Raw genomic sequence first — 24,413 nt, 5'->3', positions numbered from 1 at the left:
TACATGTGCAGCCCGGCGCTCGATTTTGTGCAAAAGAAACCCCCGCAACATAAATGCTGCGGGGTTTCAGACTGCTGATAAAGCTACGCAAACCGACTTTAATCGTTGAAAGCCTGCTTCATAAGATGTTTGCCGAGTCCGCCCAGATCCTTAGGCGTATAGCCGAACACATCCTGCCAGTTTTCGGTGGATTCCATGCAAAAGTAGAGCTGCTTGCCCATACCGTGCTTGCGCAGACGGTCGACAATGAACTTGAACTGGCGCAGACGCAGAGGCCGCAGCAAGCGCATCTTATTGTCGTTCCCGGTAATGAACTCATCAAAGATGTAGGTTGTATCCGGGAAATTCTGCTCTATAATGGGCTTGAGGTGTGGCATGTGGCGGAATGAACCGAGGCTGAAATAGGCAATCTGCTCCGGCTTCACATAATCAAAAATCATATCTATGATTTCGGCGTATCCCTCACGCCAGCCGTCAAAACGGATAATGGGGTCGAAATGCAGGCAAACCCGGAACCCGGCCTCAGCACAAGTGCGGGCAGCTTCAAGGCGTTCCTTGAGCGTGGAAACACCGAACTCCTCATGCTCGTTGACGAAGGGGGCATTCAGCGACCATGCCGGGAGCAAACGGTCAGTGCGTTTGACCACATCCATCCATGAAAGATCGATAATCTTGGACTTCAATTCAAGACAGACATTGGGATAGTCACCGAGAAATTCAACCAGATCACGGCTATATCCGGTAACCGCTTCAAGAGCGAGAGAATCAGTGAATTCACCTGTACCGACACGGTAGCGAGTAGATACATCCGCAGAAAAAGCCTTGCCCAGTTCGTCGAACAGATCATTCTGGTTGGCCCAGACCTTGAGTACGTTGTCCTGAAAGTAAGCCTGCAAGATACAGTAGGAACAGGCCATGGGGCAACCTTCGCCGATGTGGATGATCCTGTATCCGCAACAGTGGTAGTAACGGGTTCCGGGGCAGAAGCGCAGGAATTTGCCCTTGTATTCTTTAAGGTACAGGGACTGCTTGCCGCCCAATTCCCCATGCGGAAAATTATCTGGATCGACAATCTCCACCGGGAGGTCGGGCATACGCGAAAGCACCCTCTCAGTAAGCGGGACCTTCTGCATACTGCGATCTATGTAGATTTTTTCAATTCCCTTTAGATGATCGGGAAGTACGAATTGTTCACTCATCTACTTATCCCTGCCTACCTCAAATAAATCTTCCCAGCCGCTGAATTTGGCGATTGCTTCCAGATCAGCCATGGCTTTTTCCATCATCTCACGACTCTTGAACCGGGTCTGAATCATAACTTCTCCAGTCTCGAAGCTGCCCACAGGCTCAACCCGCCACTTGGTTCCGGCACATATTTCGGAAACGATCTTGTTGTGGACCTTCTCCAGCTCGCTGAGGGTAGGATAGCGCAATTCCTTTGCAGCCTTGCAGAAACGGGTAACCGCATCTTTAGGTGATTCACTCTCACCCGCAGACTCAAATGCGGGAGCGGAAATCAGTTCAACAATGGACTTGTTCTCGCGGCGGGAGGTCTCGTAGAGCCAAGTCAGGAAATTAATCGCATTGGAACGGGACCAACTCAATTTCTCGAAAAAACGAACAAGCGCGGCGCGATCAGTATCATCAAGCTTAATGAGTACACCAACAGCAGCCAGCGGAATATGGCCGAGCTTGAGAAGCTCATCATATTCCAGCTCTAACTCCATCCAATCCAGCCAGAATTTCATATCCCGTGATTTGGGCTTAACACCGAGCAGCGGAGCCACTGCTTTGGCAAGTTCGGACGCTTCCATACGGGCGGCAAAAAAACGCATCACACCTAGCTTGAAAGATTCGTCTGCCGGACGAGCGCTATTCTCCTCAAGATGTAACACCGCTTTTGAAATGTCATCAGCTGCATCTATATAACGGACCAAAACGTCCATTCCGAGCTTTGCAGCAGCGGCAACCCTTGCCCTGCCTGCAATGAGCAGAGTTTTGCCGGATTCTTCCACTGCAAGCACCGGAACAAGCTGTCCGTACTTTTTCAGCGAGGGAATGAGATTTTCAACCGGGGATTCAGGGTGCAGGAGCCATGGACCGGAACAGTCGATATCAGCCGGGGAAAGGCTGCAAACATTGGGATTATTCAATTTATTTAACCTCCGAAAAACGGAATAAGGTCGTGCTCAATTATTGGTTATGCACGAAATTTAATTAATTATCTACGCTTGACATGTTAGCGAGGCTGTACCTATAGGGATTATTAGGAAGAATTATAAGTTGCACCTTTAGACCTGTACTGGCCGGGTCGTCAGGTCCCGGCTGTGAACATTCAGAGAAACGGAGTTGTTGAATGTCTGAAGCTTTACAAAACCAAAGGACTTTTGCACTTGTGGGCCACGGCGGTTGTGGCAAAACCTCTACCGCCGAGATGATTCTTTTTAATGCCGGTGTCATCGACAGACTCGGTAAGATCGAGGAAGGCACCACCGCCCTCGATACCGAACCTGAAGAAATTAAGCGCCGCGGTTCCATCCAGTCCGGTTTCGCCGGGTACAAGTGGGACAAAAACGACCACTATCTGATCGACACTCCGGGTGATGCAAACTTTTGCGGAGACCTGCCCTACTCTCTAGCCGCGTCCGACGGCGTTGTCTTTACCATTGACGCCGTGGACGGAGTCAAGCCCCTTTCGCGCAAAGCATGGGCAGCAGTTGAAAAAGCAAACCTCCCCACAGTTATTTACATCAACAAGATGGACCGAGACCGTGCAGACTTCGATTCTGCCTTCGACAGCCTGAACTCTTCTCTCGGCATCAGCCCCGTACTGCTGCATTATCCAATCGGAATCAAGGAAAATTTCAAGGGCGTAGTGGATATGCTCTCCGGTCAGGCCTATCTGTTCGAAGAGGACGGAAAGGTTGCCAAGGGTGATATCCCCGCCGATATCGCAGACGAAGTAGAAGTTCTGCGCGAAACCATGATCGAAAACATCGCGGAAAGTGATGAAGATCTCATGGAAAAATACCTCGAAGAAGGTGAACTTACCCCTGAAGAAATCGCAAAAGGCCTTACCGCCGGTGTAAAAAACCGCAGCCTGTTCCCCGTATGCGTCGGTGCAGCACTGGAAAACAAAGGTGGTTCCTTCCTTCTGGATATGATCCAGACCTACCTGCCTTCCCCGCTTGACCATGCCGAATGGCAGGGCGAAGACGGCTCAACCCGTGAATCTTCCGCAGACGGCCCCGTGGCCTGCTTTGTATTCAAGACCATTGCCGACCCCTTTGCCGGACAGCTTACCGTCTGCCGAGTTCTCTCGGGAACCGTCAGCGGCGACCTGACCCTGACCAACACCAATACCGGTGCCAAGGAAAGAATGGGCAACATCCAGCTTATGATCGGTAAGGAACAGAAGCCGCTCAAGAATCCCGCAGGCCCCGGTGCAATCATTACCCTTGCCAAGCTCAAGGAGACTTTCACCGGCGACACCCTCTGCGATGACGGCAACCAGTTTACCATGGAAAAACCGCAGCTGGCTCCGCAGCTGATCACCTTCGCCCTTTCCCCGGCGGAAAAAGGCGACGAGGACAAGGTCTTTCAGGCTATCCAGAAACTGCTTGCCGAAGATATCAACCTCAGCCTTTCCCGCGACGAGGAAACTGGTGATATCCTGCTTTCCGGTATGGGCCAGAACCATATTGAAATCTCCGTTGAGAAAGCAAAGCGCCGCTACAAAGCTGAAATAGTACTCAACGCACCCAAGGTTCCCTACCGCGAAACCATCAAGGGCTTTGCTGAAGTTCAGGGCCGTTTCAAGAAACAGTCCGGTGGACGCGGACAGTTCGGTGACTGCTGGATCAAGCTTGAGCCGCAAACCAAGGGTGAAGGCTATGAATTCGTCAATAAAATTGTTGGCGGTGTAATTCCCAAGCAGTACATTCCCGCTGTAGACAAGGGCGTACAGGAAGCAGCACAAAAAGGTATTCTTTCCGGCTCCCAGATTATTGACTTCAAGGTCACTCTTTACGACGGTTCCTACCATTCCGTTGATTCCTCGGAAATGGCCTTCAAGGTTGCCGGATCAATGGCTTTCAAGAAAGCCTGCGAACAGGCCGGGGTTGCCCTTCTTGAACCGCTGATGAACGTTGTGGTTGAAGTACCTGACGAATTCATGGGCGACATCATCGGTGACCTTTCCTCCCGCCGCGGTAAGGTGCTCGGTTCCGACTCCACCGCAGGCGTGACCGAGGTCAAAGCACACGTACCCATGTCTGAAATCCTCAAATACGCGCCGGACCTGCGCTCCATGACCGGCGGACAGGGAACATTCACCATGGAACTGTCCCACTACGAAGAATGCCCGCCGCCCATAGCGGAAAAAGTCATTGAAGAATTCAATGCGGGCAAGGAAGAATAAGACTACACTTCCATAAAGATTAAAAAGTTGAGGCCGGGACGTGAGTCCCGGCCTTTTTTATGACCATACGACAATCAATTCTTATCTTTCCAACCTAACAGACTCGAAAAAACAACTTGATATTGTGAAAACAACCAAGCTCTCATAGACTCCAATAATGGAGGTCAAAATGGAAAATCTAGAACTAGTTTTGAACGCCGTCAGTGTATACCAGGCTCAAATAGACCAAGTTGATAAAATCTGGAACTACTTCAGCGTTGTGTCTCTGACCGTTGTGGGAATAATACTGAACAGTGACAAGGCTGTACGAACAATAAAAGAACCACTAATTATTATTGGGGCCTACCTCATTTTCTGCTTTAAAAATCATGATGCATTGTTAAAATATCAAGAGCAGCTAGATCAATTAGGCAAACTTATCACTAAACTAAAAATAACAAACGCAGAGGCACTATCCTCTTTCGGAGCAGCAGGGGTTGATGAAAGCCAGAGAGCCCATATCCTTTTCACAATTGCTGTTTGCGCAGGCTCACTGCTCACGGCATGGATAAGAATAAGAAATCACAAAAAAACAATTTAACATTAACATTCTGACTTCATTGTACTTAAATCACCTCACCACTTAAGAGAACATCATGAGAAAAACAATCGCAGCCTTTCTTCTCGGCGTATTAATCACTCTGACAGGATATGTTCCGTTCTACATGCATATACGGGAAAAATGGTTCGACCTTGGAAGAAATACCGGCAAGATAGAGGGCCTCGCAAACGCCCTCGAAGCACTGAACAAAGAATTCGGACCATATGACGGAAAATCAGACTACCGGACACTGTTTTCCGTAAAGGCAACCAGTGTTGTAGTAATAGAAAAAGACGGACGAAAAGAAATCCAAATATACTAGCCATTAAAACCACACTCAAATCCAAAACCGGAAAACGATTTCTCCCGTGACTTAAACCACAAATAAGTGATATCGTGGCAACAGTCTGAAAATTCCGAATTCAACGAAACGGGAGAAAAACATGAGTGACGAAAAAAGATGTCCGGTAACCGGACACACTTCAAGTCAGGTTGCCGGTAGCGGTACAAAGAATAAAGACTGGTGGCCGAACCAACTTAACCTGAACATTCTGCATCAGCATTCAGCCAAATCAGACCCCATGGATGAGGACTTCAACTACGCTGAAGAATTCAAAAAATTAGACCTTGAAGCACTGAAAAAAGACCTTTTCAAACTGATGACCGACTCACAGGACTGGTGGCCTGCTGACTACGGACATTACGGTCCCCTGTTCATCCGCATGGCATGGCACAGTGCCGGAACTTACCGCATTGGTGATGGACGCGGCGGAGCCGGATCAGGCAGCCAGCGACTTGCCCCGCTGAACAGCTGGCCGGACAACGTTAACCTCGATAAAGCCCGCAGACTGCTCTGGCCAATCAAGAAAAAATATGGACGCAAAATTTCATGGGCCGATCTAATGATCTTCGCCGGAAACTGCGCCATTGAATCCATGGGACTGAAACCCTTCGGATTTGCCGGGGGCCGTGAAGATATCTGGGAACCGGAAGATGATATTTATTGGGGTGACGAGGACACTTGGCTCGGCGATACCCGCTACTCGGGTGACCGCAAACTGGATAACCCTCTGGCAGCAGTGCAGATGGGGTTGATCTATGTTAACCCGGAAGGCCCCAACGGCGAACCCAATGCCGTCGCCTCAGGCAAGGACGTCCGCACGACTTTCGCCCGCATGGCCATGAACGATGAAGAAACCGTGGCCCTCGTTGCAGGCGGACACACTTTTGGTAAATGCCATGGAGCCGGAGACGCAGCCAATGTCGGGCCAGACCCCGAAGGTGCGCCCCTTGAGCAGCAGGGACTGGGCTGGAAGAGCAAATTCGGCAGCGGTAAGGGTGGTGATACCATCTCCAGCGGCATCGAAGGCGCGTGGACTCCAACTCCCATCAAGTGGGACAACAGCTATTTCGAGACTCTCTTCGGTTATGAATGGAATCTGGAAAAGAGCCCTGCCGGAGCATGGCAGTGGCATCCTTCTGACCCCGAAGCAAAAAAAGCCGTGCCTGATGCACATGATCCGTCCAAAACCCATCCTCCAATGATGACCACTGCGGACCTCTCCCTACGCATGGACCCGATATACGCACCTATCGCTAAACGGTTCCATGAAAAACCGGAAGAGTTCGCTGATGCCTTTGCCCGGGCATGGTTCAAGCTGACTCACCGCGACATGGGGCCGCGCTCACGCTACCTCGGTTCCATGGTTCCCGATGAAGAACTCATCTGGCAGGACCCGGTTCCGGCTGTTGACCATGAACTCATCGACGACAAGGATATTGCAAATTTAAAGGCAAAAATCCTTGCTTCAGGTTTATCCGTTTCCAAACTGGTATCCGCAGCATGGGCATCCGCTTCCACCTACCGCGATTCCGACAAACGGGGCGGCGCCAATGGCGCACGTATCCGCCTTGCCCCGCAAAAGGACTGGTATGTCAACCAACCCCTGCAACTCTCGGAACTGCTGGGCAAACTCGAAACAATCCAGCAGGAATTCAACAATAAATCCGACAACAAAAAGGTATCCCTTGCCGACCTGATCGTGCTCGGCGGTTGTGCCGCAGTGGAACAGGGAGCAAAGAATGCAGGCTTTGATGTAACAGTGCCCTTTACTCCGGGGCGCACCGATGCATCGCAAGAACAGACCGACGCACATTCCTTTGCCGTGCTTGAACCTGCTGCGGATGGTTTCCGCAACTACCAGAAAGTAAAATACTCCGTCACTCCGGAAGAACTACTGGTGGACAAGGCTCAACTCATGACCCTGACCGCTCCGGAAATGACCGTCCTAATCGGTGGTATGCGTGTTCTGGACACCAACTTTGACGGCTCAAAACATGGAGTTTTCACTGACAAACCGGAATCATTAAGCAACGATTTCTTCAGCAAGCTGCTCGACATGGATACCGTATGGACACCGACTTCCGAAGATGCAGAACTCTTTGAAGGTCGCGACCGGGAAAGCGGCGAACTCAAATGGACCGCGACCCGCATTGACCTTATCTTCGGAGCCAATTCCCAACTCCGTGCCATTGCCGAAGTTTATGGCTGCGAGGATTCTGCGGAAAAGTTTGTGACTGACTTCATTGCCGCTTGGAGCAAGGTAATGAATCTGGATCGCTTTGACATTAACTAGAAAATTAAATCATACACGAAAAAGGCCGGAACTTTCGCTCCGGCCTTTTTTTCATACAAAGAAAATCTTACATTATAAGGACTCAATATCGCTGTCAGAAATATCTGCATCATTAGTAAAGGTTGCAATTAAAACCCCGGACTCTCCGATACCGCTTCCGTCTGCGTCATAATACAGTTTATTTACAGTGGTATCATATACAAATTGTGCCCCGGAAGCATCACCACTGACACCATCATATGAAGAGGTTTTGTACAGGTCATTTACGGGGTCGAAATTAGTAGAGGAATACTTGATCTTGTCTTCTCCAGACATAAAGTCGGTTATGGTATCTCCACACTCGTCAGAGCTGGGAGTTTCAAAATAAAACTGATCAGCCCCAGCACCACCAGTTAAGGTGTCGTGGCCAAGCCCTCCCATCAGAAAATCGTTATCGATTCCACCAAACAGAAGATCATTTCCTCCCCCACCTTCAAGATTATCATCTCCGCCTTGGCCGTAAATAGTGTCAATATTTCCACTGCCATGAATATTATCCGCTCCATCACCGCCATAAAACGTTTCAGATGCAGTAGAACCACCCATTGTATCGTCATGGCTACTTCCGATTAAACATTCGATGTTCTCTATATCAACCTGAACAGAAGTTCCATTGATACGAACATAGTCATCGCTTAATCCGACCTCATATCCTGAAGCAGTAGAAAACTTGCTTAAATCTAAAGTATCGACACCCTCTCCACCGTCAATAAAATCGTTACCGCCGCCATAGATAAAGGTATTGGCATTGTCATCCCCAGTGAGTACGTCATCGGCTCCACCTGTTATTACACCCTCGATATTGTGTAATTCATCCTGATCGGAACAGTGGTCAGCTGTAAATGTTTTCAGATTCACTGTTACCGATGTTGCGGCATCAAGAAAAGTATAGTCGGCAAAATCCACCCCATCTCCACCATCAAGGTAGTTGGAACCTGTTCCACCCGAAAGTCTATCCAGACCCTGATCACCAAACAGCCTGTCATCACCACCGAGACCATTTAATATGTCGTTGCCGCTTGATCCGTAAAATGTATCTTTTCCGGCATCACCATCAAAGGTATCACCCTGATTACTACCGATTACAATCTCAATACTCTCAAGAGAGCAATGAGCATCAGTTCCTATAATGGCGGCAAAAGAATCAAGCGAACTAATCACAAAACCAGACTCAGCGTCGAATGAGCTCAAATCCAAGACATCATCCCCGTCGTAACCTTTCACAACGTCACGACCACCACCATAGACAAATGTATTTGATTCATCATCACCCAAAAGGGTATCCGCAGCAGTCCCGGTGATAACTCCCTCAATACTACGCAGCTCGTCCTGTTCACCATTTCGGTCGGCAACAAAAGAAGCAAGATTGACAGTCACCGGAGTTGCAGCATCAAGAAAGCTGAAATCAGCAAAATCAATCCCGTCACCACCATTAAGAATGTTATTGCCGTACCCGCCATTCAGGGTATCGTTACCGCCAGCACCCAGCAGAAGATCATTTCCACCCTCCGCATTAATAACATCATTACCATCTAACCCTATAAAGGTCTGAGCGATATCTGATCCTTTAAGATTATCACTCGAGTTAGTTCCGCGGATAACAGACTGTGCAGCAGGATCAGGTAAAACGTTATTACTATCTTCCTCAGTGGGAGCAGGAACATCTGTATTATCAGATTCCGAGAGAATGAGTTCTTCCACCTGCTGTTCCACTGAAACATTTTCTTTTTCCTGATCAAGCGGCTCTGGCGGAGCAGCTATAGATAATAAACCACTGGCAGGAACTTCACCCGGCCGTATTGGCAGCCTTTCACTAGGACCTGCCGATAACGGTTCTACGCCCTTAACACTGGAATCCCCTGTAAAATGACTAGTCTGAAGCAAACTCTGATCAGAATCAACTTCACCCGCAAAATCAGGGCGAAAAATATCCCCACCTCCGGGTTCATCAGTCACATCATCAATATCTAAATGATTCAGTTGTTCGGAATCTTCAATCTGAGAATCCTGCATCCGCTCTTCGTTGATTTCCTGCTCCTGCCTTATGGCAGAAGGAGCAATTTCACGAAAAGAAACAAACTCCTGCACCGACATAGGCCGAACGGAACTCAAAGTCCCTGTGCTACTTATATCCACCAGCTCCCGAGAAGCTGCAATCATGCGAACAGAACCATCAGCCCCCTGAATAACAAGAGCCTTGCCGCTGTGGACCTGCTCAATACCGTGTTTCTCTCCATCTGCATTGATTTCGTGAACAGTCGTAGTTCCACGGATCCCGATTGTTGCCAAGGGTGTACCGACTTTAAACCTTTCGGGATTCTGTTCCGCAATCTTCCCTGTAACCATGCGAAAAGTCCCCCGAGCCATCTCAAAGAGAAGCTCAGAGGAATCGGAAGAATCAAAGACATAATCACTAACGGAAAGAATTGATTCCTGTCCTTGTGACAGGAGCGTATCGTCTTGAAATCTAACTTCTAAACTGGATCCGGCCCCTGTTACCAATTCATCATGTTGATAAACAGGACTTCCGGTTTCTAAAAGACGTAATTCCCCATTGACGACAGCGTGGACATCACCGGTAGCGGACGTAACCACACCGATGACATTAATATCTGAAGGCATGTAAACTCGTATAATAAATCAATCACATATATTGCTGATATAAAGAAAGAAGTGCTTTAAGATTGGACGAGACAGGGAAAACATACATTTCTTGCAACCACAACACCTATAGTTACAATAAAAAAACCAAATAAAAAATACATCTTCGTACGTATATTACACAGTAAGCAAACCCCACGAAGTGCTAAATTGGCAACGCCTCAACTAACTATAACCAAATTAACCCACCAAGGAGCATCAACTACGCTTTTTCCACCCCAAAATAACGCTCATTTTTATCCTGCTCTTTACCAACTTGCTTTATAAAATCAGCATACTTTCTATCTTCTTCCATAATATGATTCACCCACCAGTTTAAAGCAAATTCGATAACTTTTTCAACCTCAGTGAGAAAAACGTCATCAACCGGATCTTTGGCTTGGGCATGATAAATTTTAATCTTCCTGTTAAATTCTCGAATGACCTCTAAATACTGGTCATGTAATTCAATATGGGAAAAGACCTGAGGATATTTATACTTTGCAAGCAGAGTTTCTTCAGTAAGAAAATGTTTAAAGGCATAACTACGCAACTCAAAAATAACAAGAATGAAAGGACCAAAACGGACTTCCTTGCCAGTCCGTGCCATATCACAAAGATTCACGATCCTATTGCAAATAGAGAAATAATGTTGGTGCTGGGCATCGACCTCATCAATATCCAAAAGATACTTAGCCTTCCACAAAGAGACCTTTTCACTGACCATAAAAAATCCTCACTTAATAATTACTGTCTCAATATGTCACATAAAAAAAATAGTTCAATCGCTTTGTAGCTGATTCACAAAAATAAAAGACAACCTAAAAGCAATTAAATTCGAACAAGACGTTATTTTCATTATTTTCCCTTTCCCCTTGTCCAGCGTGAAAAATTAAACTACTTAATGGGTGGTTTATTTGTTATTAATTAATGATTGGTCGGCTGGGTTCAGAAATCCACGGCCTTCAACATATTTCTCCACAAAAACAGTTTAACCTTAATTACGATCGTGAGCCTATTTAGAACCTTATTTTTCTATCTTGTATTTTTTCCGGCCACCATTTTCTTTTCCATCGTGGCTATTATCGGACGCAACCAGACCTCCAGTCACTGGTGCGAACGGAACTGGGGCAAGCTGGTTGTCTGGCTCTGTGCCAGCACAAACCGGGTAGACCTGAGCGCGCTGGATGAAAATGAAACTTACGTGTTCATGGTAAACCATCAGAGTTTTTACGATATCCCTCTTCTTTTCAAATACCTTGCACCGTGGGAATTCAAATTCGTAGCTAAAAAACAACTTTTCGACTTTCCGGTATTCGGCCACGCCATGACTGCCGGAAATCATATCTCCATCGACCGCGAAAACCGCAGGCAGGGCATGCGCGACATTCAGAATGCCATTAATGTTGCCAACAGCGGACTTTCCCCGCTAATCTTTCCAGAGGGCACCCGCAATCCGGCCCCGGAAAAAGACGGTCTTATGGAGTTCAAGACCGGCGGAATGGTACTGGCCCTCAAATGCCAGAAACCCATTGCTCCAGTAGTCATGTATGGAGTCAACCGGGTCTGCAAAAAACACAGCCTGTGGATGAATCCTTTTCAGGAAGTAAAAATTAAGGCCCTGCCTCCCATTGATATTTCCGAATACAAAGTCCGTGACCGCGTCAAACTCAAAGAACAGCTCGAAGAAGTAATGGGCGCAGCCTACGCGGAGCTGAAAGATGAATGATCCCCAGCTTACAGTATGTCCGCTAGGGGGCCTTGGTGAAATCGGTCTGAACTGTATGATGCTCAGCACTGCGGAAAGTGCTGTAGTAGTCGACTGCGGGCTTATTTTTCCTGATGACGCCCTTTTCGGAGTGGATATCGCCATTCCCCGCTTTGACCATATCCTGACCAAGAAGGACACCCTTAAAGGGATTGTCCTAACCCACGGGCATGAGGACCACATCGGCGCCCTTCCGTGGCTGCTTCCTTATATAGATGTACCTGTCTACGGCTCCAAGTTCACCCTCGGACTGGTGGAGAACAAACTCCGCGAGCATAACCTTGAAGGCTATGTGGATCTGCGCGAAGTGAATCCCCATGACCGGGTGGAAATGGGTGATCTGGCTTTTAACTTTTTCCCGGTCTGCCACTCCATTATTGAAGGATATGCGCTGGGCATTGAGACCCCGGTGGGACGCGTAATCCATACCGGCGATTTCAAAATCGACCGCAATCCGCTGGATGGTCACGCTACCGACCTTGAAGCCATTGCAAAATTTTCCGAGCCGGGTGTCACCCTGCTTTTCTCTGATTCCACCAACGTGGAACAGGACGGATACGCCCTCACTGAGAATGAAATCAAAAACACCATGCGCGACCTTTTCATAGAAGCGGAAGGTCGTATTCTGGTCACTCTCTTTTCCAGCCATATTCAGCGCATGCAGGAAATTTTCGACCTTGCCGTGGAGTCTAAACGCAAGGTTGGAGTCAGCGGAAAATCCTTGGCTCGCAATATCGATCTGGCCCGCGATCTGGGCAAATTGCGCTTTCCGGGCGGAACACTTATCGACCTAGAAGACCTTCCAGATTATCGTGATGAAGAAATAGTACTGCTTGTAACCGGCTCTCAGGGCGAATCACTTGCCTCCCTTTCACGGCTTTCCACCGGGGACCATCGTCAGCTTTCCATCAAAGAAGGCGACCTTGTGCTTATGTCTTCGCGTTTTATCCCCGGCAACACCAAAGCAATCACCCGGGTCATCAATAGGCTGTATAAACTCGGTGCAGAAGTCCTTTACGAGAAAGTTCAGGGCATCCATGCATCCGGACATGCCCACCGTGAAGAACTACGCACCATGCTCGAAACAGTGCGTCCGAAATATTTTATCCCCGTACATGGTGAATACAGACATTTGATCAAGCATTCACGCCTTGCTGTGGAGACTGGAGTTGCACCGGAACGGTCCTTGGTAATTGAGGACGGCGAACCTGTAACCTTCCTGCTGCACGGCATACGATTTGAAGAGAATGTCCCAGTGCAGTGCACACTTGTTGACGGCAAAGGTGTTGGAGACGTAGGCCAGACGGTACTCAAAGAGCGCCAGTTGCTCGCCGGGGAAGGACTGGTCATCGTGGCACTTGTTGTCGATGTCAACACCGGGGAAATCCTGAAAGGACCGGAAGTCACTTCCAAGGGCTTTGTCTTTGAGCAGCAGTATTCCCATCTTCTGGAAGATGCCAAGTGCATTGTGCTCGATGTGTTTGAAAACATCCCTCCGGGACACACCAACAAACTCAAGGAACGTATCCGCTCCGCACTGCGCCGCTTTTTCCGCAAGGTTCTTGGCCGCGACCCCGTGGTCATCCCCCTTGTAATCTCCCTGACCGGGGATGAGGAAAAGGATATCGACGCTAAATGCGATAAATGTATGCTCTAAAAATTCAAACCCTGTTTGGCTGTTTTTTCCATTTGTGCTATTTTTATAATTGCGACTGAACCAGATCATGCCGGGAGACTAAATGAAAGTTTACAGGATAAGACATAGCGAAAAGGTGTTTTATGCAACCTTGGAAGACGGACATTTTAAAAGTCTGGTAACCGGGCAGCCCGGTTCCGAACCTATTCCGGCTTCGGACTGCACGGTCCTGCCCATCGTGGTTCCTTCCAAGATTGTCTGCGTAGGCCTGAACTACAAAGCACATGCAGCTGAACTGGACATGAAAATTCCAGATGAGCCCATGATATTCCTGAAGCCGCCCTCTGCAGTCATCGGCAACAATGATGCAATTGTCATCCCCTCCGTATCAGAGCAGGTAGACTATGAAGGCGAACTGGCCATCATCATGGGCCAGACAACCAAGAACGTACAGCCGCATGATATCGATCCCATGATCTTCGGATATTCCTGTGCAAACGATGTTACCGCGAGGGATTTCCAGCGCAAGGATACCCTGTTCACCAGAGCCAAAGGTTTTGATACTTTCGCGCCCATCGGCCCCTGTATTGAGACCGACATCGATGTCAGCGGTCTGGGCATCCGTACTATAGTTAATGATAAGGTCCGGCAGGAAGGCACCATTGCCGACATGCAGCACAGCCCCGCAGAACTGGTCAGCTATATTTCACACCACATGACCCTCAATCCGGGAGACGTCATCCTGACCGGAACGCCTCCGGGAATCGGCCCCCTCAAGGCCGGAGATCGGGTTGAAGTGGAGATTGAAGGAATCGGCAAGCTCAGCAACCCGGTTGTTGACGATGAATCGCTGAAAGCACCGGTTCAGTAAATATTTTCAAAAAAGAACGCACCAAGGGTTGCCTTTTCAGGCTAATTCCCGTAATGGTGCGTAGCCAAATCACACATTCCGGCCTCAATATGGGTGCCTGCAGCGGTTGCAGGTTCATTACCGCCGGAATGGAGGAAAAACCCTGGAGGAAATTATGGCATACGTAACTATGAAACAGATGCTGGAGACCGGTGTTCACTTCGGTCACCAGACCCGTCGTTGGAATCCCAAAATGCGTCCTTACATCTTTGGCGCACGTAACGGAATCCACATCATGGACCTGCAGCAGACCGTAAAGCTTTTCCGTAAAGCTCACGACTTCATCGCTGACACCGTTGCTAAAGGCGGTAAGGTTCTCTTCATCGGCACCAAGCGTCAGGCTCAGGAAGCCATCGCTGCTGAAGCATCCCGCGCAGGCATGTTCCACGTGACCCACCGCTGGATGGGTGGTACTCTGACTAACTTTCAGACCATCAAGAAAAGCATCGATCGCCTCAAAAAGCTCGAAGAAATGTTCGAAGACGGTACCATCAACCGTTTCCCCAAAAAGGAAATCGTAATGATGGGTCGTGAGGTTAAAAAACTCAACCTCGCACTCGGCGGTATCAAAGACCTCAACGGTGCACCCGCAGTTGCTTTCGTCATCGACCCCAAGCGTGAGCAGATTGCTATTCAGGAATGCCGCAAACTCGGTATCCCCGTAGTTGCAGTAGTAGACTCCAACTGCGATCCCGATATGGTTGACTACATCATTCCCGGTAACGATGACGCTATCCGCGCCATTAAACTCTTCGCTTCCCACATGGCTGATGCTTGCCTCGAAGGCGCTGCTCGCCGCAAGGAAGACAAAGCTATGGAAGCAGAAGAAACCAAAGCTGCTGAGAAAGCTGTAGAAACTAAAGAAGAAACTCCTCAGGAGGCAAAATAATCATGGCTATTACCGCACAGATGGTTAAGGCCCTGCGTGAGAAAACCGGCGTAGGAATGATGGATTGCAAAAAAGCTCTCGCTGAATGCGACGGCAACGAAGAAAACGCAATCAAATACCTTCGTGAAAAAGGTCTCGCCAAGGCTGCTAAAAAAGCAGGTCGCGCTACCAGTGAAGGTCTGGTTGGCACTTACACCCACAGCAACGGCAAACTCGTTGCTATGGTTGAACTCAAGTGTGAAACCGACTTCGTTGCTAAGGCTGAACAGTTCATCCAGCTGTCTAAAGACCTCGCAATGCAGGTTGCAGCAACCAGCCCTGTTTGTGTAAAGCCCGAAGATCTGCCTCAGGAAATGCTTGAGAAAGAAAAAGAAATCTACAAGCAGCAGGCTATCGCTGAAGGCAAGCCCGAAAACATCGCTGAAAAGATCGTTGAAGGCCGTGTCAACAAATACTACAAAGAAGTATGCCTTCTTGAGCAGCCCTTCATCAAGGACGACAAGAAGACCATTAAAGACCTCCTCAACGACACCATCGCGGTTCTCGGCGAGAACATGCAGATCGGTCGCTTCGCCCGCATCAATCTGGCGGAAGCAGTCGCTGAAGAAAGCGAAGCCGAATAAGACTTCATTGAAAACGGGCCGCAAGGCCCGTTTTTTTTGTCCGTTTTTTAACAAGCGGCTACACACTTACCAAGGACAAGTTTGAAACAGAAAACAATTGCTCCTCACAGCACCGGAAAACCGCAAAAACGAACCGACCTTCATAAGCGAATCCAGCGAATAAAATTGAAGGAAGTTCAGCGGTGGATATTTTTCTAAGCTCAAATCAATACGGACATGGCCGTATGGGTTTGAGCTTTTTAAAGGGGCAATTTTCACCTGATCGATTACCGGAAGCGGGATTTCTGGTAACATCGGGCAACTGAACGGAAACGGATAACAACGATTTTAATACAGCCGGAAACAGGAGGGAGTCCCCTCCCGCGCCAGTAAAATCAACTTCCGGCCAGCTTATCTACTCATAACCGGACAAGATCCGCGGAAAAACGGGAGAAACTATGGACAAATTGCGCTATTCACGGGTAATGATCAAACTCAGCGGTGAGGCACTCGCAGGTGACCAGCAGTTCGGTATCCAGCCTTCAGCAATCAGCCAGTTCGCAGGCGAAATTGCAGAAGTAGCAAAGAAAGGACTTCAGGTTGCCCTGGTCATTGGTGGCGGTAATATTTTCCGCGGCATGTCTGATTCTGCCAAAGGCATGGATCGCGCTTCCGCCGACTACATGGGTATGCTCGCAACCATCATGAACGCTCTTGCTGTTCAGGATGCTCTTGAAAAGCTGGGATGTGATACAAGAGTAATGTCCGCAATCCCCATGCAGGCCGTGGCCGAGCCTTACATCCGCCGCAGGGCCGTACGCCACCTTGAAAAAGGCAGGGTGGTAATTTGTGCAGCCGGTACCGGTAACCCTTACTTCACTACCGACACCGCAGCTGCACTCAGGGCCATGGAACTTAAGACCGAAGCTATCATCAAGGCGACTAAAGTGGACGGAGTCTACGATAAGGACCCGATGAAGCATGACGATGCAGTTAAATTTGAATCTATCACCTACCTTGAGACTCTGGAAAAGAGACTGGGCGTAATGGACTCCACCGCCACCTCGCTGGCCATGGACAACAACATGCCCATCATTGTTTTCAACCTTTTCGAAAAAGGAAACATTGAAAGGGTTGTTAAAGGTGAGCAGATCGGAACAATTGTTCACGGAGGATAATAATGATTAATGAAGTTCTTGCCGATGGCAAAAAAAGAATGGAAGGCGCGCTGACCGCTCTGGAAAACGATTTTGCAAAACTGCGCACTGGTCGCGCAGCCACTTCGCTGGTGGATAACGTTCCCGTTGACTACTACGGAACTCCTACTCCCATTAACCAGCTGGCATCCGTTTCCATCCCGGATTCCCGTACTATCTCCATCCAGCCTTGGGACAAAGGCGCTTTCCCCCTTATTGAGAAAGCCCTGCAGCAGTCCGATCTCGGCTTGAACCCAGTTAACGACGGAACCGTACTGCGCATCACCATTCCTCCCCTCACAGAGGAACGCCGTAAGGAACTGGTTAAAATCGCTAAAAAGTACACTGAAGATTCCAAAATCGCTCTGCGCAATGTTCGCCGCGACATGAACGACACCATGAAAAAGCTGGAAAAGGACAAGGAAATCTCCGAAGACCAGCAGCGTAAGGCTCAGGATGACGTTCAGAAACTCACTGATGATTACGTCAAGAAATGCGATGTAGCATGCGGCGAAAAAGAAAAGGAAATTCTGGAAATCTAATACAATGATGCCCCGACATATCGCCGTTATTATGGACGGCAATGGACGGTGGGCACAGGCCCGCGGACTTTCACGAAGTGAAGGCCACCGGGCCGGGACAGAAGCAGCTAGAAACATCGTTACCAGATGCCGGGAATTGGGCATCGAACATCTGACCCTATACACCTTCTCCAAGGAAAACTGGGCCAGGCCCAAAGATGAAATCAGCACGCTTTTCGACCTGCTGACAGTCTTCCTGAAAAAGGAACTGTCCAGCCTGCGCGAGCAGGACATACGCCTGAAAATACTGGGGGAACTCTCTGAGTTCCCCTTTGGCGTAAGGCAGGTTGTAGCCCACACCATAAAAAAAACGGAAAACTGCAAGTCCATGACCCTCAACCTGGCCCTGAACTATTCGGGACGGGACGAGTTGGTACGGGCCTGCAAAAAAATGATCTCCGAAGGTGTCAGTGAAGACAAGATTACCGAGGAATCCCTGTCCGACTATCTTTATACAGCTGGACAGCCTGACCCGGACCTGATCATCCGCACCAGCGGCGAGCAGCGACTTTCAAACTACCTGCTCTATCAGGCCGCCTACTCGGAACTATATTTCACCGATGTCTACTGGCCGGACTTCACTCCAGATGAGCTGGATAAAGCTCTGGCAGATTTTGCCGGAAGACAACGAAGATTCGGCAAAACCGGCGAACAAGTTTAAGTAAATCCCGCAGAGAAAAACTCTGCGGGATTTTTTTATTTCCTCTCTTTAAAATATCTTCCGACAAATTCATTTTTTTATCGACAAAATCAGGTAAACTACTTTATTCTATTTAGAAAATATGCCATAAAGCGAACCTTGGAATGATTTCTAAAATCGTTCAACCATATATTACTTAACAACCAGCGCGTTCGCATGAATAAAGGGAGGTATTTCATGTCATCAAGATTGGTTTCCGGCCTAACAATAAGCCTGCTTGCTTGCCTGCTTGTGGTAGGATGTGTTCCCAAGAAAAACACACAAAACAATGCGGTTAAGACAACAGTCAGAACCGAAACAGTTGTTGTAACACCTATCGTCACAGGTAATGCCCTTGTAAAAAGTAACGTTCGTGAGGTTTCTTCCTCCAAAGCTGACATAGTTGATATTCTGGCTAAGAATACTCAAGTGGAACTTATCGGCAAAAACGGCAACTGGTATAAGGTCAAACGTATGAATGGCAACGGCAGGCCCGGGTTTGTTTATCATAAACTTATCAATCTTGATTTCGGCAACTATCTCGGCACAAGAGGCAGGAACAAAGAAAAAACGGTCGTCTACCAAGCTCCGAACAAGAAATCTCCCACCGTACGCGTCATTTCTCCCCAGACTACTTTTGATATCATCGGCATTGATAACAATTTTTACCTGATCAAAGGTGAGGACTTCGAAGGCTACGCTCCAACAAAAGTGTGCGTGGCCAATCCACTCAGCCCTATTGCTAAAACAGAAACCAGAACCATCACGGCCAAGATCGTTCCGGAAGATTCCGGATCAACCAATCTTGCTGCGGCAAAACCCAGAAAATCTGTCTCCGCCAAACCCAAAAAAGAAAAAATAAAGATCAGGACCAGCACTCGAACCAAAAAGAAAACCACCGTTAAAAAAAGCAGCGGCGGACAAAGTGCCGGGGCCGCCCTGTTTGGTGCCTTCGCACAGGCCCTGCTCACCGGAGGCGGTGGAGGCAGTAGTGCAAGTGCGAGTCCAAATGCTGTTCCTGTTCAATCTTCCAACGACCAGCTCAAAGAAATTCTCAAAAGCGTAAGTGTCGGTAAGGAATTGGCAGCCAAGACAGTGGAAATCCGCGAGCAGATGCTGCAAGCCCTGAATGAAACCAGAGCACTGCAGTCATTGGTAGGAGCTACCGTTGTCGCTATGAATGACAATTACAAAATCGCGGCAGACACTGCCCGGGGTGTACAAACCACGGGAATGAAGAAGATATCCATCAAAGCCTTTATCAAAGACCTTTCATACGAACCGACTGACTCTATCGAAGGCGCGGCAGTAAAAATTGCCCAAAACGGTAAGATGCTCAGGGCCCTTGAAACCAAGATTAAATCTGAAGCTGCTGAATTTTCAAATCTGAATGCCCAACAGGTCCAGAATCTTGATTCGGTTATCAGCTCTTTCTCAAACAACCTGCACGCATCGAACGCCCTGTATGATTTCAGCATTGATAAGGCAAACAATGTTATCCTGCGAATCGACCGGGCCATTAATGCCTATGATGAAAAAGCCGGCCCCATGGCAGCAGAAGCAGCCAAGCAGGCCGGGGTAATCGCTCTTGCGACAGCTGAGTTGGTATCAATCATCAGCAATGCCCAGAATGACCCCATTCGTGCACTGACTGCCCTGCCCCGCTTGATTGAAATTCAGGAAGAGCTGACCAACCTGACCTCTCTCTTTGCCGACTTTCAGGCAGACTATGAGTATATTGAAGATAATTCAGTAGTTATCAGCGGTCAGGGTAGAGAAATCAGTAAAATTATTATGACAGCTCGTAGGAAAAACACTCAGATTACTACCATGCTTGAATCTTACTATCAAAACAAACTGGCTCTGAGTAAGCGGCTCAAAAACCAAATGGCCAGCCAGACAGCTCAAGGATTTAAAACTGTTGAGAAGAAAGCTGCCTCTGTTGCTTTAGCCGAAGACATGTTAGACTAATCGGGACAAGGAGATTGATTGATGAAAAAATTCAAAATATTATTAGTTTGTGTAGTGGCATTGCTCGCGCTTTCCGGCTGTGGATTCAAGCAGGCAGATTCCGCAAAACAATCCATGGAAGGCGTGCACCAGTCCGCAGGAGACCTTAAGGACGAAACCCAGTCAGCCAAGGATCGTACTGAGGAGATCAAGCAGGAAGAAAGCCAAGATTCAACTGAAGGGTATCAGTGGTAAGACCATGATCCGCCTACTCTGTATACTTCCGGTCCTGCTGGCAATACTGCTCACCCCGGCATGGTCCGCGGCCAAGGAGCTGTATATTATTCCTTCCGCCATCGGTAAGGTGCGCAATAAGGAAAAAGATCGCCACAAGGCTGAACTGGAAACTATACTTAAAGACAAGGAATTCAAGAAAGCACTCCGCAAAGGGGTGCTGGGATTCCTAAAACGTGCTGCTGCAAAAAATGAGGGCGTGAATATCAAGAGGGCCGGGTTCAACACAAAATTCGACCCGGAATCCATTCTCGTGCCCTTACTTTTTGTGGACAATGTGATTTCCTTTGTTGATGAATACGGTTCACAAGAACAGAGACTCAACAAAGGACGAGTCTATATCGGACTCAACTTTTTGCTTTTCCAGGCAAAATCGGAATCCTTGATATATTCGGCACCCATGCTGATCTCAGTCCCCTATCTTGATAAGACCCCGAACTTCAGCCTGAATCCGCTTGCCGGACAAATAAGGTCGGCTATCGTGGCCTTTTTCACCGACAAGAAACGGCTTAAGCCTGACGCCCAGAACGAACTGGGTAAATGCCTTGCTGATCTTGATTATCTTTTTTCCACAAAAACATGTGAAATCAAGCAAATCGAACTCTCCAAAGGCACGCAAAAGCGTATCGAGAATCACGCCAAGTACAAGTCTCTAGCCCAGATGCTGGCATCACAGGCGCTATCAGAAGAAAGCCTTGTACTGCCACCTAAGTCTCGGGGGCCTGCATTCAGGCGCGGATTGCATGCTGCGGTATCCATGTTCGGCGTATCATTCCAACAAGGAGCGGAAAAATCCGGTTTCTCTGAGCGGGACAACGTATACCAGACCTCCATGCGCTTACCAAAACCGCAGGTAGTCTACAAATTGATCATTAAGACCGGGACCAAAGACAACGATCTCGGAGCATTCATAGAACGCAACTACACGACTGCGGCCATCCTTCAGGGCGGCGGCGAGGTCATAAAATGCATCAAGGGCGTAACAGCGACCATAGCCAAACAACATACCAAAGTTTCAGATGTTAACTTATACAACAGCCTGATCAACTCCCTGAGTGATCTGGACCAGTGTAAAAGGTAAAAACCGGACCGCAACGGTCCAGATGGAGGCGAAATGAAAACATCCAAAATTCTGCTTTGCGCGCTGCTCAGTTCCCTACTTATATTGTCCCTTGCCACCTCTGGAATATGCGGAAGCAAAGACGGATACAAAATTTACAAAAAGACAGGTAAACCGACCATTGTATTTTCGCTGGTTCCACGCATCAAAGGAGAAAACCTTTCCCCGCAGGAATGCGAAAACCTGATCCGCAACCTGAACAAATCATTACAGCAGGAATTTAACGAATCCGGATTTGAAACCCACCGTGACCGCATGATCACCGGGTTCCTGCTCGACTCCTGCAAACGGTCCTACGCCACCTCGCAACAGACCGTAACCGAAGATGAAATCATCTCCATAGCCCGCGACAATTTAATTGATTACGTAGTTATCGGCGCATCTGAAGTAGATATCGAATATGATGAGGATTACGAACAGTACTCCGCACTGGTTGATATCAACGGGGATTTTCTCGGAGTAGAATTCGATCCGCCCACCTCTTACGCCCTGAACCTGACCGGGGAGTATATGCACCCCAAGAAGGACCGCCTAATCAAATTGGCAGTTATCGATATCGCCCGCAAGATTGCCCGCTTAAGAACCATTGATACGGTGCTGACCCACTGGAAAGAAAATAATAAAAAAAGATAAAAAAAGGGAGTGACTGAGTCACTCCCTTTTTTTTATTCATCCTCTTCCAATTGCGAGGGGTCAAGCTCGGACTTGGCGTAATCCAGATACAAGCCGGAATCGATAAAGAGATTACAGACATCCTCATCAATGTGCTTGTCCTTGATCATAAATCCTAAAATCTTGATCGCCTGCGAAAGCTTCATGGGTTTCTTGTACGGCCTGTCCTTGGCTGTCAGGGCTTCAAAAATATCTGCTACCGCCATGATCCGGGCCTGCAAAGGCAGATCGTCGCCGGATAGTCCATTTGGATACCCGGAACCATCCAGTTTTTCATGGTGGCCGGCTGCAAATTCAGGAACCCGGGAAAGCCGCTTGGGAAACGGCAGACGCGAGAGCATTTCATGGGTGATCGCCGCATGGCTTTCGATAACCTTACGCTCCTTATCTGTCAGTGTTCCTTTGCGAATACAGAGATTCTTGACCTCGTCCTCGGTCAGCCAATTAAAAGTCTCACCATTGCTCTCGTAAGTACGGCCCGCGATTTCCTCAACCCTTGCAATACGATCATCGGACATAAATTCCTTTGGAATATTGCAAGAATTAATGAACTGGCGGTCCTCCTCAGCCTGCTCCTGTTCAACGGCATAACGCATTTCTATTTCAACAAGTTTAGCAGGGTCAGAACCGTTTGTAAGGGCAGCAACAGTTTCCTCAAGCTGTCTGTTCTTTATAGTCTCGGAAATAAGCCTGAATCTGGCATCCACCATTTTAGAACGGTCAAAAATAGTTTCCAGCTTTGTGGATTTGTCAACCACATGCTCCGGAATAGAAATCTTACCCACATCATGCATCCATGCGGCCAGCTTCAATTCTTCCAGCTCATCATGTGTAAAATGCACATCCGCATATTTGCCCTCATGAATAGAATTGACCTTATCGGCAATCATCATGGTGATGGTCACCACCCTTTCAATATGGCCGTTGGTGTAAGGAGATTTGGCATCAATGGCTGCGGCAATACTCTGGATTACCGAATAGAGCAGATCTTTAAGACCCTGAATAAGCTGGGCGTTAGTCAATGCGATAGCTGCCTGCGAAGCCAGAGAACCGACAATATCCACAACATCAGGAGAAAACTCGATAATTTCCCCTTCTTCATCAAGGGCGTTGAGTAATTGCAAAACCCCGATAATATCCTGCTCGTGGTTTTTCAAGGCCAGCACAAGCATAGATTTTGAACGGTAACCTGTTGCTGCGTCATATTTACGCGGGCCTGTGAAATCAAACCCCTCGGCTTCATAGACATCAGCAATATTGATTGTTTCGCCGGTCAGGGCGCAGTAAGAGGAAACATTGGACTTGTTAGGAGCATTGCCTGAATTATAAAGAGGTACCGGAGGCAGGGTAATTTCATTGCCGCTGGTTCCGCCCATACGGACCTGCATGGTATCATTCTGGAGGATGGAAAATTCAAGTTTGCGGCCATCACGATCAACAATATACAGGGTTCCTGCATCGGCCCGTGTCAAAACACGCGCTTCGTCAACAATCATCTCCAGCAGTCGCTCAAGCCGGGTCTCCCCAGACAGGGCTAACCCGATCTCAGTCAACCGCTCGACAAGATCTTCTTTCGCATCTGAATCCTGGGCAAAAGCTGCTTCAATATCAAAACTCAACTGACTTACAACTTCATGACAGTCAGTCCCCTGCAAATCATTTAATGCTTTTCCCAAAATCTTTTGTAACCCTTCTGTTCCTGAAGACACTTTTCCATTCCGTGACACCATCCCCTCCCTGCAAGGATATACATCCCAAGAAACACCCACTGGATAAATCACAACTAAAGAATACAAGTTCA

21 protein-coding genes are annotated in these 24,413 nt (G+C 48.2%); 16 read left to right on the top strand and 5 right to left on the bottom strand.

Going from position 1 to position 24,413, the window contains the following annotated elements; genetic code table 11:
- Positions 1 to 98 precede the first annotated feature (98 nt).
- Positions 99 to 1,199, bottom strand: a complete 1,101-nt coding sequence (locus tag ACO05Z_RS05870) for an SPL family radical SAM protein (protein ID WP_421901221.1) — start codon at positions 1,197 to 1,199, stop codon at positions 99 to 101.
- Entirely contained in the window at positions 1,200 to 2,153 is a 954-nt protein-coding gene (locus ACO05Z_RS05865) for a ParB N-terminal domain-containing protein (RefSeq protein WP_421901220.1), read from the bottom strand. It abuts the gene before it with no gap.
- 203 nt (positions 2,154 to 2,356) lie between these two features.
- On the opposite strand from ACO05Z_RS05865, the gene fusA reads away from it, so the two are divergent.
- From fusA to katG, 4 genes are all read left to right on the top strand, one after another.
- Positions 2,357 to 4,420 carry an elongation factor G gene (fusA, locus tag ACO05Z_RS05860; protein ID WP_421901219.1) on the top strand — a complete coding sequence of 688 codons (2,064 nt, stop codon included), beginning with the start codon at positions 2,357 to 2,359 and terminating at the stop codon, positions 4,418 to 4,420.
- Positions 4,421 to 4,589: 169 nt separating this feature from the next.
- A complete protein-coding gene (locus ACO05Z_RS05855) occupies positions 4,590 to 5,000 on the top strand; it encodes a hypothetical protein (protein WP_421901218.1) in 411 nt (136 codons plus the stop codon).
- A gap of 55 nt (positions 5,001 to 5,055) precedes the next feature.
- On the top strand, positions 5,056 to 5,322 hold the full coding sequence (locus tag ACO05Z_RS05850) for a hypothetical protein (protein WP_421901217.1): 267 nt from the start codon (positions 5,056 to 5,058) through the stop codon (positions 5,320 to 5,322).
- A gap of 121 nt (positions 5,323 to 5,443) precedes the next feature.
- Positions 5,444 to 7,636, top strand: coding sequence for a catalase/peroxidase HPI (katG, locus tag ACO05Z_RS05845; protein ID WP_421901216.1), 2,193 nt, complete (start codon positions 5,444 to 5,446; stop codon positions 7,634 to 7,636).
- A gap of 72 nt (positions 7,637 to 7,708) precedes the next feature.
- On the opposite strand, the gene ACO05Z_RS05840 is transcribed toward katG, so the two are convergent.
- Together ACO05Z_RS05840 and ACO05Z_RS05835 are read right to left on the bottom strand one after the other, a co-directional pair.
- The gene (locus ACO05Z_RS05840; RefSeq protein ID WP_421901215.1) at positions 7,709 to 10,297 is read right to left on the bottom strand and encodes a FecR domain-containing protein; all 2,589 of its coding nucleotides are present in this window, start codon (positions 10,295 to 10,297) and stop codon (positions 7,709 to 7,711) included.
- A 241-nt stretch (positions 10,298 to 10,538) separates the two neighbouring features.
- Positions 10,539 to 11,042 (bottom strand): bacteriohemerythrin, encoded by a 504-nt coding sequence (locus tag ACO05Z_RS05835; protein ID WP_421901214.1) that lies wholly within the window; start codon positions 11,040 to 11,042, stop codon positions 10,539 to 10,541.
- Positions 11,043 to 11,324: 282 nt separating this feature from the next.
- Here ACO05Z_RS05835 and ACO05Z_RS05830 point away from each other — a divergent pair, with 282 nt between their 5' ends.
- The 12 genes from ACO05Z_RS05830 (at position 11,325) to ACO05Z_RS05775 (ending at position 22,573) form a co-directional block, all read left to right on the top strand.
- On the top strand, positions 11,325 to 12,044 hold the full coding sequence (locus ACO05Z_RS05830) for a lysophospholipid acyltransferase family protein (RefSeq protein ID WP_421901213.1): 720 nt from the start codon (positions 11,325 to 11,327) through the stop codon (positions 12,042 to 12,044).
- On the top strand, positions 12,037 to 13,740 hold the full coding sequence (locus tag ACO05Z_RS05825; RefSeq protein ID WP_421901212.1) for a ribonuclease J: 1,704 nt from the start codon (positions 12,037 to 12,039) through the stop codon (positions 13,738 to 13,740). The genes ACO05Z_RS05830 and ACO05Z_RS05825 overlap by 8 nt, the downstream gene beginning before the upstream one ends.
- 82 nt (positions 13,741 to 13,822) lie before the next feature.
- Positions 13,823 to 14,590, top strand: coding sequence for a fumarylacetoacetate hydrolase family protein (locus ACO05Z_RS05820; protein ID WP_421901211.1), 768 nt, complete (start codon positions 13,823 to 13,825; stop codon positions 14,588 to 14,590).
- Between the two features lie 154 nt (positions 14,591 to 14,744).
- Positions 14,745 to 15,518 carry a 30S ribosomal protein S2 gene (gene rpsB / locus ACO05Z_RS05815; RefSeq protein ID WP_421901210.1) on the top strand — a complete coding sequence of 258 codons (774 nt, stop codon included), beginning with the start codon at positions 14,745 to 14,747 and terminating at the stop codon, positions 15,516 to 15,518.
- A gap of 2 nt (positions 15,519 to 15,520) precedes the next feature.
- On the top strand, positions 15,521 to 16,141 hold the full coding sequence (gene tsf / locus ACO05Z_RS05810) for a translation elongation factor Ts (RefSeq protein ID WP_015851144.1): 621 nt from the start codon (positions 15,521 to 15,523) through the stop codon (positions 16,139 to 16,141).
- Positions 16,142 to 16,578: 437 nt separating this feature from the next.
- Positions 16,579 to 17,298, top strand: a complete 720-nt coding sequence (gene pyrH, locus ACO05Z_RS05805) for a UMP kinase (RefSeq protein WP_421901209.1) — start codon at positions 16,579 to 16,581, stop codon at positions 17,296 to 17,298.
- 2 nt (positions 17,299 to 17,300) lie between these two features.
- Entirely contained in the window at positions 17,301 to 17,858 is a 558-nt protein-coding gene (frr, locus tag ACO05Z_RS05800; protein ID WP_421901208.1) for a ribosome recycling factor, read from the top strand.
- A 4-nt stretch (positions 17,859 to 17,862) separates the two neighbouring features.
- Positions 17,863 to 18,558, top strand: a complete 696-nt coding sequence (gene uppS / locus ACO05Z_RS05795; protein WP_421901207.1) for a polyprenyl diphosphate synthase — start codon at positions 17,863 to 17,865, stop codon at positions 18,556 to 18,558.
- 216 nt (positions 18,559 to 18,774) lie between these two features.
- Positions 18,775 to 20,547: an SH3 domain-containing protein gene (locus ACO05Z_RS05790; protein WP_421901206.1), complete on the top strand. Its 1,773-nt coding sequence runs from the start codon at positions 18,775 to 18,777 to the stop codon at positions 20,545 to 20,547.
- Between the two features lie 21 nt (positions 20,548 to 20,568).
- Positions 20,569 to 20,781 carry a hypothetical protein gene (locus tag ACO05Z_RS05785; RefSeq protein WP_421901205.1) on the top strand — a complete coding sequence of 71 codons (213 nt, stop codon included), beginning with the start codon at positions 20,569 to 20,571 and terminating at the stop codon, positions 20,779 to 20,781.
- A gap of 4 nt (positions 20,782 to 20,785) precedes the next feature.
- The gene (locus ACO05Z_RS05780; RefSeq protein ID WP_421901204.1) at positions 20,786 to 21,901 is read left to right on the top strand and encodes a hypothetical protein; all 1,116 of its coding nucleotides are present in this window, start codon (positions 20,786 to 20,788) and stop codon (positions 21,899 to 21,901) included.
- Between the two features lie 33 nt (positions 21,902 to 21,934).
- The gene (locus ACO05Z_RS05775; RefSeq protein ID WP_421901203.1) at positions 21,935 to 22,573 is read left to right on the top strand and encodes a hypothetical protein; all 639 of its coding nucleotides are present in this window, start codon (positions 21,935 to 21,937) and stop codon (positions 22,571 to 22,573) included.
- 32 nt (positions 22,574 to 22,605) lie between these two features.
- Here the strand turns inward: ACO05Z_RS05775 and ACO05Z_RS05770 are convergent, their stop codons facing one another.
- On the bottom strand, positions 22,606 to 24,321 hold the full coding sequence (locus ACO05Z_RS05770; protein WP_421901202.1) for an HD domain-containing phosphohydrolase: 1,716 nt from the start codon (positions 24,319 to 24,321) through the stop codon (positions 22,606 to 22,608).
- Between the last annotated feature and the right edge of the window lie 92 nt (positions 24,322 to 24,413).

This window comes from Maridesulfovibrio sp., assembly GCF_965230075.1.
GTDB lineage: Bacteria > Desulfobacterota > Desulfovibrionia > Desulfovibrionales > Desulfovibrionaceae > Maridesulfovibrio.
Note: the sequence above shows the minus strand (reverse complement) of the source record. Positions and strands in the feature narration are given on the sequence as shown.